The 15360-nt window shown below is 63.9% G+C and carries 15 protein-coding genes; all 15 read right to left on the bottom strand.

What is annotated here, in order from left to right; translation table 11 throughout:
• Positions 1-29: 29 nt before the first annotated feature.
• The 15 genes from AUR_RS18115 to AUR_RS18045 all read right to left on the bottom strand — a co-directional run bounded on the left by AUR_RS18115 (position 30) and on the right by AUR_RS18045 (position 15354).
• Positions 30-956, bottom strand: a complete 927-nt coding sequence (locus AUR_RS18115) for an RluA family pseudouridine synthase (RefSeq protein WP_021473355.1) — start codon at positions 954-956, stop codon at positions 30-32.
• Positions 949-1539: a signal peptidase II gene (lspA, locus tag AUR_RS18110; RefSeq protein WP_021473356.1), complete on the bottom strand. Its 591-nt coding sequence runs from the start codon at positions 1537-1539 to the stop codon at positions 949-951. The genes AUR_RS18115 and lspA overlap by 8 nt, the downstream gene beginning before the upstream one ends.
• Before the next feature lie 96 nt (positions 1540-1635).
• Entirely contained in the window at positions 1636-2322 is a 687-nt protein-coding gene (locus AUR_RS18105) for a DivIVA domain-containing protein (protein ID WP_021473357.1), read from the bottom strand.
• 148 nt (positions 2323-2470) lie between these two features.
• Complete coding sequence (locus AUR_RS18100; RefSeq protein ID WP_021473358.1) at positions 2471-2758, bottom strand: YggT family protein; 288 nt, start codon at positions 2756-2758, stop codon at positions 2471-2473.
• Between the two features lie 108 nt (positions 2759-2866).
• Positions 2867-3400, bottom strand: coding sequence for a cell division protein SepF (locus AUR_RS18095; protein ID WP_021473359.1), 534 nt, complete (start codon positions 3398-3400; stop codon positions 2867-2869).
• Between the two features lie 85 nt (positions 3401-3485).
• Positions 3486-4235, bottom strand: a complete 750-nt coding sequence (locus AUR_RS18090) for a YggS family pyridoxal phosphate-dependent enzyme (RefSeq protein WP_021473360.1) — start codon at positions 4233-4235, stop codon at positions 3486-3488.
• A complete protein-coding gene (locus tag AUR_RS18085; RefSeq protein WP_062096134.1) occupies positions 4228-4953 on the bottom strand; it encodes a purine nucleoside phosphorylase YfiH/LACC1 family protein in 726 nt (241 codons plus the stop codon). Before AUR_RS18085 ends, AUR_RS18090 begins: the two co-directional genes overlap by 8 nt.
• Before the next feature lie 25 nt (positions 4954-4978).
• The gene (gene ftsZ / locus AUR_RS18080) at positions 4979-6199 is read right to left on the bottom strand and encodes a cell division protein FtsZ (RefSeq protein ID WP_031216808.1); all 1221 of its coding nucleotides are present in this window, start codon (positions 6197-6199) and stop codon (positions 4979-4981) included.
• Positions 6200-6412: 213 nt separating this feature from the next.
• Positions 6413-7384: a cell division protein FtsQ/DivIB gene (locus tag AUR_RS18075; RefSeq protein ID WP_062096132.1), complete on the bottom strand. Its 972-nt coding sequence runs from the start codon at positions 7382-7384 to the stop codon at positions 6413-6415.
• Positions 7377-8765, bottom strand: a complete 1389-nt coding sequence (gene murC / locus AUR_RS18070) for a UDP-N-acetylmuramate--L-alanine ligase (RefSeq protein ID WP_062096130.1) — start codon at positions 8763-8765, stop codon at positions 7377-7379. Before murC ends, AUR_RS18075 begins: the two co-directional genes overlap by 8 nt.
• A complete protein-coding gene (gene murG / locus AUR_RS18065) occupies positions 8762-9880 on the bottom strand; it encodes an undecaprenyldiphospho-muramoylpentapeptide beta-N-acetylglucosaminyltransferase (RefSeq protein ID WP_062096128.1) in 1119 nt (372 codons plus the stop codon). Before murG ends, murC begins: the two co-directional genes overlap by 4 nt.
• Complete coding sequence (gene ftsW / locus AUR_RS18060; RefSeq protein ID WP_021473366.1) at positions 9877-11202, bottom strand: putative lipid II flippase FtsW; 1326 nt, start codon at positions 11200-11202, stop codon at positions 9877-9879. Before ftsW ends, murG begins: the two co-directional genes overlap by 4 nt.
• A gap of 2 nt (positions 11203-11204) precedes the next feature.
• On the bottom strand, positions 11205-12776 hold the full coding sequence (gene murD, locus AUR_RS18055; RefSeq protein WP_062096124.1) for a UDP-N-acetylmuramoyl-L-alanine--D-glutamate ligase: 1572 nt from the start codon (positions 12774-12776) through the stop codon (positions 11205-11207).
• Entirely contained in the window at positions 12758-13867 is a 1110-nt protein-coding gene (gene mraY / locus AUR_RS18050) for a phospho-N-acetylmuramoyl-pentapeptide-transferase (protein WP_062096122.1), read from the bottom strand. Before mraY ends, murD begins: the two co-directional genes overlap by 19 nt.
• Positions 13864-15354, bottom strand: a complete 1491-nt coding sequence (locus AUR_RS18045; RefSeq protein WP_062096115.1) for a UDP-N-acetylmuramoyl-tripeptide--D-alanyl-D-alanine ligase — start codon at positions 15352-15354, stop codon at positions 13864-13866. Before AUR_RS18045 ends, mraY begins: the two co-directional genes overlap by 4 nt.
• Between the last annotated feature and the right edge of the window lie 6 nt (positions 15355-15360).

Here is a 15360-nt window from a genome sequence, read left to right as displayed (position 1 = left end):
AGAAACCGGACGGCAGGCCGCGTCAACGACTACGCTTCTCCACTGGCCAGCAAATCAAGGGCGTACTGCAGGTCTGCCGGGTATTCGCTGGTGACCTCTACCCACTCCCCTGTGCGCGGGTGGTTGAACCCGAGCTGACGGGCGTGCAGCCACTGCCGGGTCAACCCAAGATCCGCTGCCAGGCGGGGGTCCGCGCCGTAGGTGAGATCTCCAGCACACGGGTGGCGCAATGCCGAGAAGTGCACACGGATCTGATGGGTGCGCCCTGTCTCCAGGTGGACCTCCACCAGCGTTGCCTTGCCAAACGCCTCAAGGACTTCGTAGTGGGTCACCGAAGGGCGGCCGTCTTCGATCACGGCGAACCGCCAGTCATGGCCGGGGTGGCGTCCGATCGGGGCATCGATGGTTCCCTCCAGGGGATCCGGAAGGCCTTGGACCACGGCATGGTAGACCTTGTCCACCGTGCGCTCCTTGAAGGCCTTCTTCAAGACCGTGTAGGCATGCTCCGTCTTTGCCACCACCATCACTCCGGAGGTTCCGACGTCGAGCCTGTGGACTATGCCGGCACGTTCAGGCGCGCCGGAGGTCGAGATACGGTACCCGGCGCCCGCAAGGCCGCCCACAACCGTAGGACCCACCCAACCCGGCGAAGGGTGTGCAGCCACGCCGACCGGCTTGTCGATGACGACGAAATCCTCGTCATCCAACAGGATCTTCAGGCCTTCCACAACTTCCTCCACCACTTCCAAGGGGTCCGGGCGCTCCGGAACCGTCACGCTCAAAACGGCGCCCGCCACGAGTTTCGCTGATTTGCCCAGTACCGCTCCGCTGCTGGTCACATTTCCCTCGGCCAGCAGCAGGGCCGCGGCGGACCTGGAGATATCCAGCAGCTTGGCAAGCCCGGCGTCGGCCCGCGCACCCGCCAAATCCTCGGGGACTACAACGGACTCACTCACCGGGCTGCCCCTCTGTTGATTCCTTGGGGTGCTTCGAAGCGGGGACGTGGCGCTTCCCGTCCATGCCGATGCCCCGCAACGTCAGCAGGCAGATGATGACCACCCCCGACACCACTGCGGAATCGGCAATATTGAAGATGGCGAAGTTCGGAAGCTGAATGAAATCCACCACGTGTCCCATGGCAAACGACGGTTCACGGAACAGCCTGTCCGTCAGGTTGCCCAAGGCACCGCCGAGCAACAGGCCCAGGGACAACGCCCACCATGCTGAGCCAAGTTTCCGCAGTTGGAACAGGATCGCCACCGATACGGCGGCCATGACGATGGTGAAAATCCAGGTCACATTCTCACCAATGGAAAAAGCCGCGCCGGAGTTGCGGATGTAGTACCAGTGCAGCAACGGAGGAAGGACCGGAATCCTTTCACCCTCAACCATGGTGCTGGTCACCCAGAGTTTGGTCAGTTGGTCGAAGACGTAGGCAAATACCGCGAAACCCGCGAAGAGCCAGATCATGGCGGGACGCCACTTGCGTTGAGCAGTGCGGGCCGGCTGCGATGCGCCGTCGGTGAGGTCGTCGGTCATAAGGCTTTCATTCGTGAACCGTGATGGAGCGGGAGGGCTTTAACAGCAAAAGCCGGCGGCCGAGGAGTCCTCAGCCACCGGCTTTCAGAATACTTGCTAAACGTCAGCTGTTGCTTCGCCAACCTCAGGAGCGGCAACGGAGCCGCGGGCGTCGAGGTCGCGGAGCTGGCCTTCGATGTACGCCTTGAGGCGTGAACGGTAGTCACGCTCGAAGCCGCGGAGCTGCTCCACCTTGCGCTCGAGGACGGAGCGCTGCTGCTCGAGGGCCCCGAGGATCTTCCGGGACTTCTCCTGCGCGTCGTTGACCAGGCTCGAGGCCTCGATCTGCGCTTCCGCGATGATCTTTTCCTTCTGCTGTGCACCGTCAGCAACGTGCTTGTCGTGCATCTGCTGGGCCATGGCCAGCAGGCCTGCTGCGGACTCGGCGGACGGCGGCAAGGTGTTGCTTGCAGCAGGCGCCTTCGCGGCAGCTGCCTGCTCGGCTTCCTTCTTCTTGGCAGCTTCAGCAGCCTTGGCCTCGGCTTCTGCCTTGGCTTCAGCTTCCTTGTCCACCTTGACCGGCGCGGGGACCTTTTCGACCACAGGAGCAGCAGCAGTTGCCGCGGGCACGGCGGAACCGGCCTCGCCGAGCTTCTTGCGAAGTTCGTCATTCTCCTGGTTCAGACGGCGCAGTTCCACCACGATCTCGTCGAGGAAGTCATCCACCTCGTCCTGGTCGTAGCCTTCGCGGAACTTGGTCGGCTGAAAGCGCTTGTTGACAACGTCTTCTGGCGTCAAAGCCATCTGGTCACCTCGTTGGTCTAGTTAGTCAGTAGGCCTTCCGGCCGTCCAAAACTACGGTACCTAAATATCGTCTGGTTCCTCTAATTCAACACCATCGTGTTGATTTGGAGAATTTGCGGCTGCCCATCCGGAGCAGCACCGCAGGAAGCTATGCCAAGCCGCCAGTCACCGACATGCCTATGTAGACAGCGATGAAAAGGATTATGAAACCCAAATCCAGCGAAATGCCGCCCAGCCGCAGAGGCGGGATCAGCCTCCGCAAGGCCTTGAGGGGCGGATCGGTAAGCGAGTACACCACGTGGGCTGTTACCAACGCCACACCCCGGGGCCGCCACTGGCGGGCGAACATCTGCACCCATTCGTAGACCAACCTGATGATCAGAGCCACGAAGAACAGCAACAACACTATATAAATAAGGCCGAAAACAATGCCCACGAGTTAGCTCAGATCTCCCACTTGTTTCGGAATACCGATCGGTCCCTACTATTGCAACACAGATGCCAGGCGGGTCGGCCCGCCTGGCATCCGCAAAAAGGGAAGTGCTCAGCTCTGGTTGAAGAAGCTGGCCTGCGATTCGCTGGCTTTTTTGTCGTCCCCGATGACCTCTACGTACGACGGCGACAGCAGGAAGACCTTGTTGGTCACGCGCTCAATGCTGCCGTGGAGGCCGAAGACCAGCCCGGCAGAAAAGTCCACCAGGCGTTTGGCATCAGCTTCGCCCATATCCGTGACGTTCATGATGACCGGAATACCGTCCCGGAAACTTTCGCCGATGAGCTTGGCGTCATTGTAGGACCGTGGGTGGACGGTAGTAATTTGCCTCAGGCCAGAGGCGTCTTCGCGGCTCGAGGCCGCACGCTTGATGGGGGTCACGGGTGCGCGGTATTCCTCTTCGGCGTCAACAGTGGGCATTTCACGGACAACTTCCCGGACGGGTGCAGGAGCGCGCCGCTCTTCCCGTTCCTGCGACTGGGGGCGTTCTTCTTCGTGGGGCGCGACAGCCTGCTCAGATTCGTAGTGTTCATCGCCGTCGGCGAGCCCAAGATAGATCATTGTCTTGCGCAGAGCGCCAGCCATGGTGCACTCCTATCGTTTCTGCAGTAGGCGGGCCGCCATGACTTGACGTGTTGGAACCCCGGCCCGTCATTCCAATACTTTGACGCTACCCCACGGCCGGACGTGAACCGAGAATATCGGAGCCGATTCTCAGGTGTGTCGCCCCGAACTTAATCGCTGCTTCAAGGTCCTGGCTCATTCCTGCGGAAATCGCGGTTGCTCCGGGGTGCACCAACCTGAGTGCCTCCGAGATCCCTGCCAGTTTTTCGAAGGCCGACCCGGGATCGCCGCCCAGTGGAGCAACCGCCATGAGGCCGGCCAGCCGCAAGCCGGCCTGCCCCTCGATCCGGTCCGCAAGGCTCATCACATCAGCCGGGCGGGCTCCGCCACGGTGGTCACCGGCGTCGTCTTCCAGGCTCACCTGAATGAAGCAGTCTAGCCCCGCACGCCCGGAGGTATCCATGTGGCGGGCCACGGCTTTGCCAAGGGCATCCACCAACTGGATCCGGTCAACCGACTGCACCGACGATGCGTACTTGACCACGGACTTTGCCTTATTGCTCTGGAGCTGCCCGATGAAGTGCCAGCGGACCCGCGGATCGCCAACCTCGGCCGCCTTCGCGGCAGCCTCTTGGTCGCGGTTCTCGCCGACGTCCCGCACACCGAGGGCAGCCAGCCTGACGACATCTGCCGCAGGGTGGAACTTGGTGACAACGATCAAGTTCGGCTTGCTTGAACGACCCGCAGCCGTGGTTGCGTCGGCTATGCGCCGGTCCACTTCCGCCAAGCGGGCCGCGAGCTGGGCGGAACGGGGGTCCGCAGGGTCCGCCGGAACGCCGTGCTCCTGGTTAGTCATGGGTCCACACCAATCCTGCGAATCGACCGGTCCCCGGATCGCGCCGGTAGGAAAACAGTCCCTCGTCCTCCAGCGTGCATCCGCCCGAATACTCCACCTGCACACCGCCATCCGCGAGTTGCGAGCGGACGCCGGCTGGAAGATCCAGCGCCGGGCTCCCCCACGAGGTCTCCGATGCCGTGGCCGGCACGACGGCGGCAACGCCCGCCCGCATCTCGGCGGGCACCTCATAGCAGCGCCCGCAGATCGACGGGCCAAGCCACGCGCTGATGGTGAGCGCCCCGAGCCTGCGCATCCCAGCCACCGTAGCGGGAACGACTCCCGATGCCACACCGGGACGTCCGGCATGCGCCACCGCAAGAAGGGGCTGCCCTGCCGCGGTCTCGCCAACCAGGACAATGGGAACGCAGTCGGCCACCATGACAGCGAGGGGCTGCGCCGATCCCGCGCCCGAGGTCGAGGTCGAGGTCGAGGTCGAGACCATGGCATCCGCCGTCGGCCCGGGCCCGTAACGGGAGATGACGGCAACGTCGTTGCCATGCACCTGGTTCATGTACTGGAACCGGGCATCCCACAAACCAACGGTGGATTCGACGTCTCGGCGCCGTTCATCCACCTGCCGGGGGTCGTCCCCGACGTGCAGCGCCAGATTACCTGCGCGCATGTCAGTGAACGCTACGGAGATGCCTGGCCGCACTTCACTGCGCCATGAAAACACCGGCTACTGGGTCCTCCGCCTCGGCTTACTTCAGGAAATCAGGAACGTCGAGGTCGTCCGAACGGTTACCCGAAAGGTCCGGTTCCACGACGGCCGGCAGGTCAACGTCGAAACCCGAATCGGCCGGCAGGGCAGCGGGACGCTGCTGGCCCCAGTTGCTCAGCCCGGCTGCACCGATTCCTGCCGTGGCGTGCTGCGGTGCAGGTGCGCTGGCGGGGGCGGATGCGGGTGCCGCGGGACGCTCGGCCGGGACCGGGTTCTGGGCCGGACGTGACTGGTCCATGGACGGCGAGGTGGCCTTGACGTCGTCGAAGCCGGCAGCGATCACGGTGACGCGGGCTTCGTCGCCCAGGGCGTCATCGATCACGGCACCGAAGATGATGTTGGCTTCGGGGTGCGCGACTTCCTGGACCAGGCGGGCGGCCTCGTTGATCTCGAACAGGCCGAGGTCCGAACCGCCCTGAATGGACAGGAGGACGCCGTGTGCACCGTCGATGGATGCCTCCAGCAGCGGCGACGCAATGGCGAGCTCTGCGGCTTTGACGGCGCGGTCCTCGCCACGGGCGGAGCCGATGCCCATCAGTGCCGAGCCCGCACCCTGCATGACCGACTTGACGTCGGCGAAGTCGAGGTTGATCAAGCCGGGGGTGGTAATCAGGTCGGTGATTCCCTGGACACCGGAGAGAAGCACCTGGTCAGCGGAACGGAAGGCGTCAAGGACAGAGACGTTGCGATCGCTGATGGACAGCAGACGGTCGTTGGGAATGACGATCAGTGTGTCGACTTCGTCGCGCAGGGCGTCGATTCCGGCTTCAGCCGAACCTGCACGGCGACGGCCTTCGAACGTGAAGGGGCGGGTGACGACACCGATGGTCAGGGCGCCAAGCGAGCGGGCGATGCGTGCAACGACGGGCGCACCGCCTGTACCGGTACCACCACCTTCACCGGCGGTGACGAACACCATGTCGGCGCCGCGGAGCACTTCCTCGATCTCATCGGCATGGTCTTCGGCGGCCTGCTTGCCTACCTCGGGGTTGGCGCCGGCGCCGAGTCCCCTGGTGAGCTCACGTCCGACGTCGAGCTTGACGTCGGCATCGCTCATGAGCAGCGCCTGCGCGTCAGTGTTGATGGCAATGAACTCGACTCCGCGGAGGCCGACTTCAATCATCCGGTTGACTGCGTTCACGCCACCGCCGCCGATGCCGACGACCTTGATGACGGCCAAGTAATTCTGCGGTGCTGCCACGTTTCGTGCCCCTTGCTTGTGTCCTATTGCGAAACCGATCGAGTCCAACTTGAATCCTTGGACCTTAACCCTCTAGTTGAAGGTTATAGTTATGTCAAGTAACTCTACTGCGACGGTATTTCCTCTGGTTCCCTCATGCAATGACCGCTTGCGCGTGTCGCCTGAATGAGTTTCAACCGCGGCCCCGTCAGCGGCAGGTTACTTATGAAACAGCTATTTGGTGAATGGATGCCGTGGAACGCTCACGTCGTAGACGTTCACGGGAACCTTCGGATCAGCGGGCATTTTCAGCAACGCCTCAAGTGCTTTCGCCTTCAGTTCCCGGTCCTCGGCATTGCCCCACACTACCGTCTTTCCGTCCACCAATTTTAGCTCCACCGCGTCCGGCGAAGCAGCCGAGGCAGCGGACATTCTTGCCAGGACATCAGCCGGCAACGTGTCCAGCACGGCAGCGATGGCCTTGAAGAGCTGCGTGTTGCCCGCGCCGGCTCCCGCATCGATGAGCGGCAGAGCTACCGCCGACTGATCCGCGGTGGCTCCGAGCTGCACACCATCGACGTCCACCATGACAAAAGAATCGCCCTGCTTAAGCAGGGCTACCGGCACGCGCTCCTCCACGTGGACCAGGAGTTCCGACGGCGGACGGGCCTCGATGGTGGCCGACCGCACCTGCACGAGGGGCTTGAGCAGGTCATTGACGTCCTGCTCCGTCACTTGGGGAAGCGGCTTGCCCTCCATAGGCGCCAAGGCCTCCTGCACCGCATCCACGGTGAGCAGCTTGGTCCCGTCAACGGTGATGGCCCGTACCGCAAGGGCGGGCGAAAAAACGGCGCCCGCAATAATGGCCGCCACCACGGCAGCGGTCACCGCCGCCGTCCAAAGGATGTAGCGGCGGGTCCTGTGACGCTTCGGCTCCGGAAAAGCAATGACGTTGTCGTCGGGAGCGGACTGCCCGGCCGGGGGTCGCCCCGTTTTGGGCTTCCTGGCTGCTGTTGCCTTTGCAGCAGCAAGCTTGGAACCGGCCCCTTTTCTGGCAGGAACTTCCCCGGGTTCCACAATCCGCTCTGCGCTGATGACATCGCCCGGCGCCGCATTGCTCCGCGGGTCCGGGGCGGTTGAAGGCCGCGCGGCGCCCTTCGCAGTGTCTTTCGCAGGCTTGAATGTCGGCTTCCGGGTGCTAGCCATCCAGCTGCTCCACGATCAACGGCCCGTAAGCGGTGACATCTCCGGCCCCTACGGTCAGGACAACGTCGCCCTCCCCGGCAACACCGGCAACTGCGGCCACTGCTTCCGCCTGGCTCACCAAGCGCCCCTTGGAGAGCTTGTCAGCGATCAGGGCGCTGGTAACCCCGGGGATGGGATCCTCCCGCGCCGGGTAGATATCCAGGACCAGTGCGGTGTCCGCAAGATCGAGTGCCTCGGCAAACTCAGCTGCGAATTCGCGCGTCCTGGAGAAAAGGTGCGGCTGGAACAGGACATGGACTTTGTTCTGCCTTGCCACGGACCTGGCCGCTGAGAGCGCAGCCCTGACCTCCGTGGGATGGTGGGCGTAATCGTCATAGACCCGCACTCCCTTGGCCTGGCCCTTGAGTTCGAAACGCCGGGAGGCGCCGGTGAAATGGCCCAGGGCTGCAGCGGCCACCTCCGGATCAACGCCCAGTTCAAGAGCCACGCCAAAGGCAGCAGCCGCGTTCAGCGCGTTGTGCCGGCCCGGCACCTGCAGGTCCAGGCCATGATTGGCCCCGTCCACGGTGACCGAAACGCGCCCGGGACCGTCGTCGGAGAGCCGGATGTCGGCGTCATCGGCTGTTCCATACGTCAGCACCCTCGTGGTTCCCTTCGCGGCGGTGCGCCCGGCAAGCGCGCGCGCACCGGCGTCGTCGGCACACGCCAAAAGGACGCCGTCCGCGGGGAGGAGCGCGGCAAAACTGTCGAAGGAGGCAAAAACGGCTTCGGCCGTCCCGTAATGGTCCAGGTGGTCGGCCTCGACGTTGGTCACCACCGCGATCAACGGACGGTAGTTCAGGAACGAGCCATCGGACTCATCAGCTTCCGCCACGAAGATGTCCGAGGACCCGTGCGCTGCATTCACACCGAGCGCAGGGACGTTCGCCCCAATGGCGAACGTGGGATCGAGGCCCGCTTCCTTGAGCAGCACGGCAACCATGGAGGTGGTGGTCGATTTGCCGTGGGTGCCTGCCACGGTGACCACCCGGTGACCGGCCATGGTCGCAGCCAAAGCCTGGGAACGGTGCAGTACGGGGAGGCCTTGTGCACGCGCGGCGGCGAGCTCTGGATTGTCTTCCCTGATGGCCGATCCCGCGACGATGGTCTGGGCGTCCCCCAGGTTCGAGGCGTCATATCCGACACTGATTCCAGCCCCTGCCTTGGCAAGGTCATGCATCACCGGCAGGTCCTTGGCATCGCTTCCGCTGACAGGGACACCCCGCGAGACCATGATGCGGGCGACGGCTGACATGCCGACGCCGCCAATGCCGATGAAATGCACGCGGCCCAAGGACTGAAGGGACCCGGGCGATTCGAGGGACACAGGAGTGTGGGTCATGCGGATACCGCTTCCAGGACAAGATCAGCCATCCGCTGATCGGCGTTTCGGATACCAAGGCTTTCAGCTGCCCGTGCCATGGCGTTGAGGCGCTGCTGGTCGGACAGGAGCGGAATGAGCTCGCTCTCCAGCCACTGCGGAGTCAGGTCCTTGTCCGCAACGAGCAACGCACCTCCTGCCTTGACCAAGGCTGCGGCGTTCAAGGCCTGCTCCCCGTTGCCGATCGGCAAGGGAACGAACACCGCGGGCACGCCTACTGCTGCTATCTCGCTGACCGTGGCAGCTCCGGCCCGGGCGAGAAGCACGTCGGCGGCGGCATAGACAGTCTCCATGCCGTCGACGTACTCCACCTGGCGGTAGCCGTCTCCGGCGAGGAGCCCGCCGTCGTCATCCATGACAGCCTTGCCCACGCCTGTGATATGCAGCGTCTGGATCCCCGCAGCGGCGAGGGCGGGCAGCGCCGCGGCAACGGAGCGGTTGATGCTGGCAGCGCCGGAGGACCCCCCGGTCACAATCAACGCAGGGCGGTCCGGGTCCAGGCCAAGGGCAGTCTTGGCGGCGTGCGCCGCGGACGTCCGGTCCAGACTGGAAATGGCTTTGCGCATGGGCATGCCAACGTGGCGGGCACCGGGTAACTTGGCTCCCTCGAAGGCGACGGCGACGTGCCTGCTGAACCGGGCGCCCACACGGTTGGCCAGCCCGGCTTTCAGGTTCGCCTCATGGATCACGATGGGGATCCGGCGCTTGCGGGCGGCGAGGTACATGGGCGTGCAGACGTACCCGCCCACGCCTACCAGCACATCTGCTGCGGCATCATCGAGGATACGCCCGGCCTGTTTGACGGCTGCCGAGAGCCGTCCGGGCAACCGCACCAGGTCCATGGAGGGACGTCGAGGGAAAGGCACCCGGTCGATGGTGGCCAGTTCATAGCCGGCCGCCGGTATCAGCCTGGTTTCCATGCCCCACGGCGTGCCGACGGCCAGGATGGCGGCGTCGGGACGCTGTGAGCGGATCGCGTCGGCGATCGCGAGCAGCGGGCTGATATGGCCTGCCGTACCGCCGCCTGCCAGGACAACTGACAACGGCGTGATGGCTTGGTGTGAATCTGCAGTCATGAAGTGCGGGTACGCTTTCGTGCGGCTTTGGGAGATCGACCGGGAATGAATCCGGGGCGTTGCTGCGGGGGCAGTTGTCCCCGGGCCAGAGACAACACTACGCCGACGCCGCACAGTGACATCACCAGGGCTGAACCGCCATAGGAGATGAAGGGCAACGGGACGCCGATCACGGGCAGAAGCTGGGTGACAACACCCATATTCATGCTGGCCTGGCCGAGCAACCACACCATGATGCCGCCGGCCAGCGTGCGCTGGAACGGATCCGTTTGGCGGACCACAACCCGGAAAATGGCAATACCGAGGATTGCGAACAGGACCAACACCACAAGGGTGCCAACCAAGCCCAGCTCCTCCCCGATGATGGCGAAGATGAAGTCATTGTGTGCTTCCGGCAGCCAGTTGTATTTCTGCCGGCTTTGCCCGAGCCCCAAACCCGTCCAACTCCCCTGCGCCAGGCCGTACATGCCGTTGGTTGATTGGAAGTCGAAGTCGAACTGTTCGGTGCAGGTGGCCGAAGGATTACCGAGCCACGACGTGATCCGACAAATCCGGTTGGCACTGCTGAGGGTACCCGCTGTAGCCCCGGCGGCGCCGATGAGGCCGACGATGGCCAGCATGCGGGCCGGAACACCGGCAAAATACAATGCAGCCACCATGATCGCCGCAATCACAATGACCGTTCCGAGGTCGTTGCCGAGCATTACCAAAACAATGACAAGGCCCGCTCCCGGGATGACGGGGATAATCACATGCCACCAGCTGGTGAGGTACTTTTCCTTCCGCGCGAGCACGGCAGCGATCCACACGCACAAGGCCAGCTTCGCGATTTCGGAGGGCTGGATGGTGATGCCGCCTATGTCCACCCAGTTCCGGTTGCCGTTGACGCTGTTGCCGATGACCTGCACCAGGACCAGCAGGACAACGACGATGCCAAAGCCCCACCAGGACAGCCGTTTCATCCAGTTCACGTTTGTCCGCGAGATGACGTACATGGCGATGAGGCCCATGACGCCGAAAGCTGCCTGCTTGAGGGCGTCCGCATACGGTGACTTGCCCTCGGAGATCGCTTCGACGCTCGAGGCCGACAGCACCATCATGACGCCGATGGCTGTCAGCGCCATGGCACACCCGAGGATGAGGTAGTAGGTGGAACTGTTGGGCGCCTTGCTGCGGCCTTCCAGCGCTTCCCAAAACTTCCTCACGTGTCCGCGAAGCCGGACCGGCTGCTTGGCCTTGGTCCGCTGGACGCTGGTCCGCTGGGAACCGGAGTCACCGGCGTCGGGCTCTTTGCCGCGGCTACGCGTGGGCGTGCTGACCATTGCTACTCCTCGGTGGTCTGTGCCTGCCCTTCCACGAGCTCGCGGACTGCCTGGATGAAAGCGTCGCCACGGTGAGCGTAGGAAGAGAACTGATCCATGGAGGCCGCGGCCGGTGCCATGAGGACGGTGTCGCCCGGGGCTGCCACATCGGCGGCCGAAGCTACGGCCTGGGCCATGATGGTCTCACCGAAAATTGGTGAGGCAACTGCGGTCTCCACTTCCTCAGTTTCACCCTTGGGCTGGAGGATCACGGGGACATCGGGCGCGTGTCGCCGCAGCGAACCTTCCAGGGCACCGGTGTCCGCACCGATCAGGACAACCGCCTTGAGCCGGTGGGCATGCTCCTTGACGAGGTCGTCATAGTTGACGCCTTTGGAGAGGCCGCCGGCGATCCACACGACGTTGGAGAAGGCGGAGAGGGCTGCGGACGCCGCATGCGGATTGGTGGCTTTGGAGTCGTCGACCCAGAGCACGTCGTTCTGCTTGGCAACCAACTGGATCCGGTGTTCACCGGGAAGGAAGTTGACCAGGCCCTGTTTCACCGCTGCCGGTTCCACTCCGTAGGCGCGGACCAAGGCAGCGGCCGCCAAGGCATTGGCCACCATGTGCCGGGGCGCTACCGCGCCGAGGTCGGCCAGGGCGGCGAGCTCGGCCGCAGAATCCTTGCGTTCGGCGATGAAGGCGCGGTCCACGAGCAAACCGTCCACGATCCCCACCATGCTGATGGCCGGGGTGTTGGTGGTGAAGGCGACCGCGCGGCAGCCTTCGATGACGTCCGCGTTTTCCACCATGCGTTCGGTCTCGATCTGCTCGGCGTTGTAGATTGCCGCCTTCTGCGTGTTCTCGTACACCTTGGCCTTGTCCGCCAAGTACGACTCATAGGAGCCATGCCAGTCCACGTGGTCCTCTGCAACGTTGAGGCACACGCTGGCCACTGGAGACAATGAATGGCTCCAGTGAAGCTGGAAGCTGGAGAGTTCCACCGCGAAGGCGTCGTAATCCACCGGGTCACGCAGGGCGTCCAGGATGGGTGTGCCCACGTTGCCCACGGCGATGGCTTTCAGTCCGGCCGCTTGCAGCATGGATTCCGTCATGCCCACAGTGGTGGTCTTGCCGTTGGTTCCGGTGATGGCCAACCAGTCGGCCGTCTTACGGCCTTCGCGCACTCTTAGACGCCATGCCAGTTCAACGTCGCCCCACACGGGAATGTGCTTCCGTTTGGCGGCCGCGAGCAGGGCCTGGTCCGGACGCCACCCCGGCGAGGTGACAACGAGTTCGGGCTTTTCGCCTTCGATGAGCGGCAAGCTGTTCACGGCATCCTGCCCAAGGAGGACATCAACTGCACCCACGATCTTGAGGGTGTCGGCCTGCGCTTGTGCCTTGGCCGTGGTGGATGCGTCCACAACCACCACCTTCGCCCCAAGTTCGATGAGTGTGTCCGCGGCGGCAAAGCCGGAGACGCCGATCCCGGTGACCACGACGCGGAGCCCGCTCCAGTCGGAGTCCCAACTGGTGAGCCCCTCAAGACGGTCGGAGACTGTTTCCGGGCTTGCGTTCACAGCAGCACCACCCATTCAGCGTAGAAAATTCCAAGGCCGGCAGCGACAAACAGGCCGGCGAGGATCCAGAACCGCACAACGACAGTCACTTCGGCCCAGCCCTTGAGTTCGAAGTGGTGCTGCAGCGGCGCCATCTTGAAGACGCGCTTGCCGCCGCTCAGCTTGAAGAAGCCGACCTGGATGATGACGGACAGGGTGATGAGGACGAACAGGCCGCCGATGAAGGCCAGGAGCAGTTCGGTCCTGGAGAGGATCGCGAATGCTGCCACGGCGCCGCCAATGGCCAGGGAACCGGTGTCGCCCATGAAGATCTTGGCGGGAGATGTGTTCCACCACAGGAAGCCCACCAAGGCCGCACTCAGTATTGCGGCGAGAAGCGCGAGGTCCATGGGGTCGCGCACTTGGTAGCAGCCGCTGCCCGCCTCCCTGGGGGACCCGCAGGCTTGGTTGCTCTGCCAGATGCCCATGATCGTATAGGCCCCGAACACCATGATGGATGCCCCGGCCGCGAGCCCGTCCAGCCCGTCCGTGAGGTTCACGCCGTTGGTGGCTGCCGTGATGATCAGGTTGGACCACAGCACAAAGAGGATTGCCCCCAAAACGGTCCCGCCGAAGGCGAGGTCCAGCCAAGGGATGTCGCGGACCAGCGATATCTGCGTGGAGGCAGGGCGCAGTCCGTCTTCGTTGGGGAACTGAAGGACCAGGACAGCGAAGATGATGCCCACGGCGGCTTGGAGTATCAGTTTGGCCTTGGCGTTGAGGCCCAGGCTCCGTTTGTTCGAAATCTTGATGTAGTCGTCGAGGAAGCCTACAAAGCCCATACCCACCATGAGGAACAACAAAAGGAGGCCGGACGCCGATGGCCCGGGCGACCGCGGATTCATCAGCCACATGATGAGGTGGGTCACGAAGTAGCTGAGCAGCACGGCCGCCACCACCACGGTTCCGCCCATGGTCGGCGTGCCGCGTTTGGTGTGGTGCGATGTCGGTCCGTCATCGCGGATGAATTGCCCGTAGCTCTTGGCCACCAGGAACCGGATGAACAACGGGGTCCCGATGAGTGCCACCAGGAGGGCGACGCCTGCGCCGATCAAAAGTGCAATCACTGCAGCTCGTTCCCTTCGCTTGCGGCGCCGTTGGCCGCGCTTTCCCCGGTGGGCTCGGCCCGTGGGGGTAATGCTATCCGATCGCCCAAATGCCGCAGCCCAACACCGTTGGAGGACTTGAAGAGGACGAGGTCGCCGGGCCGGAGTTCGCTCTGCAGGATTTCATAGGCCTCTTCCACCGTCTCGGCGAATAGGCACTCGTCGCCCCAGGAGCCCTCTTGGATGGCGGATACGTACATGGCACGGGCTTCACGGCCCACCACCAGCAGGCGTGAGATGTTGAGCCGGACCACCTGCGTGCCCACTGCCGTGTGCTCGCGGATTGAATCGTCGCCGAGTTCCAGCATGGCACCGAGCACGGCCCACGTGCGGCGACCCTGTCCGAGGTCGGCAAGGGTCCGCAAAGCGGCCCGCATCGACTCGGGGTTGGCGTTGTAGGCGTCGTTGATGATGGTGACGCCGTCCGGCCGTTCGGTCCGTTCCATCCGCCAGCGGCTGGCTGCCGATTGGGAGCTCAGCGAGGCCGCGATGTCCGGTGCGGGGATGCCTGCCGCGAAAGCCGCTGAGGCTGCTGCCAGCAGGTTGGTCACGTGGTGACCGCCGATGAGCTTGCTGTGGACCGCAACGGAGGGCCCGCCGTCGGGCAATACCAGGTCAAAGTCCGGGTGGCCCTGGGCGTTCACCACCACGTTGCGGGCTTCCACTTCTTCGTTCGTTGCCGGGGAGGCCGTAAACCCAAGGACCTTGGCCCTGGTCCTGGTCCGCATCGCGGCCACCCTGCCGTCGTCGAGGTTGATGACAGCGGTACCCTCTTCGCCGAGCGCCTCCACCATTTCGCCTTTGGCCTTGGCAATGTTCTCGACGCCGCCGAATTCACCGGAATGCGCCGTCCCGACCACCAGGACCACGCCGATGTCCGGCTTGACCATGTCCGCGAGGTACTTGATGTGGCCGATCCCCGTCGCGCCCATCTCGATGACCAGGTAGCGGGTGTCTTCCGTTGCGGCAAAGACCGTCAGCGGGACGCCAACCTCTCCGTTGTAGGAGCCCTGCGGCGCTACCGTAGTTCCGGCCTGGGACAAGATGCCCGCCAGGAGGTCCTTGGTGGTGGTCTTTCCCGCGGAACCGGTAATCCCGATCACCGTGAAGTCTTCACCCCGCCCGGCACGCTTGGCCCGGATCCGGCGTACGGCCTCGGCAGCCAGTTCGCCCATGGCCAGGACTGCGTCATCAACGACGACGGCGGGATACGGCGTACCGCCGGCATCGGCGACTTCGCGTTCGATCAGCGCCAAGACGGCACCACGTTCGAATGCAGCGGCAACAAAGTCGTGGCCGTCGGCGTGTTCGCCGGGCTTGGCCACGTACAGCGCGCCGGGGGTCGCTTCCCGCGAATCGGTGACGACGGAGGCGGGCACGAGCTCCCCGCTGCCGGTCAGGCGGCCATGGGTAATGTCGGCGATTTCAGCCGCAGTAAATGCAATCATCTCGGT

Source organism: Paenarthrobacter ureafaciens (assembly GCF_004028095.1).
In the GTDB taxonomy this organism is placed as follows: domain Bacteria; phylum Actinomycetota; class Actinomycetes; order Actinomycetales; family Micrococcaceae; genus Arthrobacter; species Arthrobacter ureafaciens.
The sequence above is the reverse complement of the archived record's forward strand: the minus strand, read 5'-3'. Positions and strand labels throughout refer to the sequence as shown.

Bases quoted from the DNA above. Each gene is read 5' to 3' on its own strand.
- lspA (WP_021473356.1), bottom strand. From the start codon at position 1,539: ATGACCGACGACCTCACCGACGGCGCATCGCAGCCGGCCCGCACTGCT.
- AUR_RS18105 (WP_021473357.1), bottom strand. From the start codon at position 2,322: ATGGCTTTGACGCCAGAAGACGTTGTCAACAAGCGCTTTCAGCCGACC.
- AUR_RS18095 (WP_021473359.1), bottom strand. From the start codon at position 3,400: ATGGCTGGCGCTCTGCGCAAGACAATGATCTATCTTGGGCTCGCCGAC.
- AUR_RS18090 (WP_021473360.1), bottom strand. From the start codon at position 4,235: ATGACTAACCAGGAGCACGGCGTTCCGGCGGACCCTGCGGACCCCCGT.
- AUR_RS18075 (WP_062096132.1), bottom strand. From the start codon at position 7,384: ATGGCTAGCACCCGGAAGCCGACATTCAAGCCTGCGAAAGACACTGCG.
- murC (WP_062096130.1), bottom strand. From the start codon at position 8,765: ATGACCCACACTCCTGTGTCCCTCGAATCGCCCGGGTCCCTTCAGTCC.
- murG (WP_062096128.1), bottom strand. From the start codon at position 9,880: ATGACTGCAGATTCACACCAAGCCATCACGCCGTTGTCAGTTGTCCTG.
- ftsW (WP_021473366.1), bottom strand. From the start codon at position 11,202: ATGGTCAGCACGCCCACGCGTAGCCGCGGCAAAGAGCCCGACGCCGGT.
- murD (WP_062096124.1), bottom strand. From the start codon at position 12,776: ATGGGTGGTGCTGCTGTGAACGCAAGCCCGGAAACAGTCTCCGACCGT.
- AUR_RS18045 (WP_062096115.1), bottom strand. From the start codon at position 15,354: ATGATTGCATTTACTGCGGCTGAAATCGCCGACATTACCCATGGCCGC.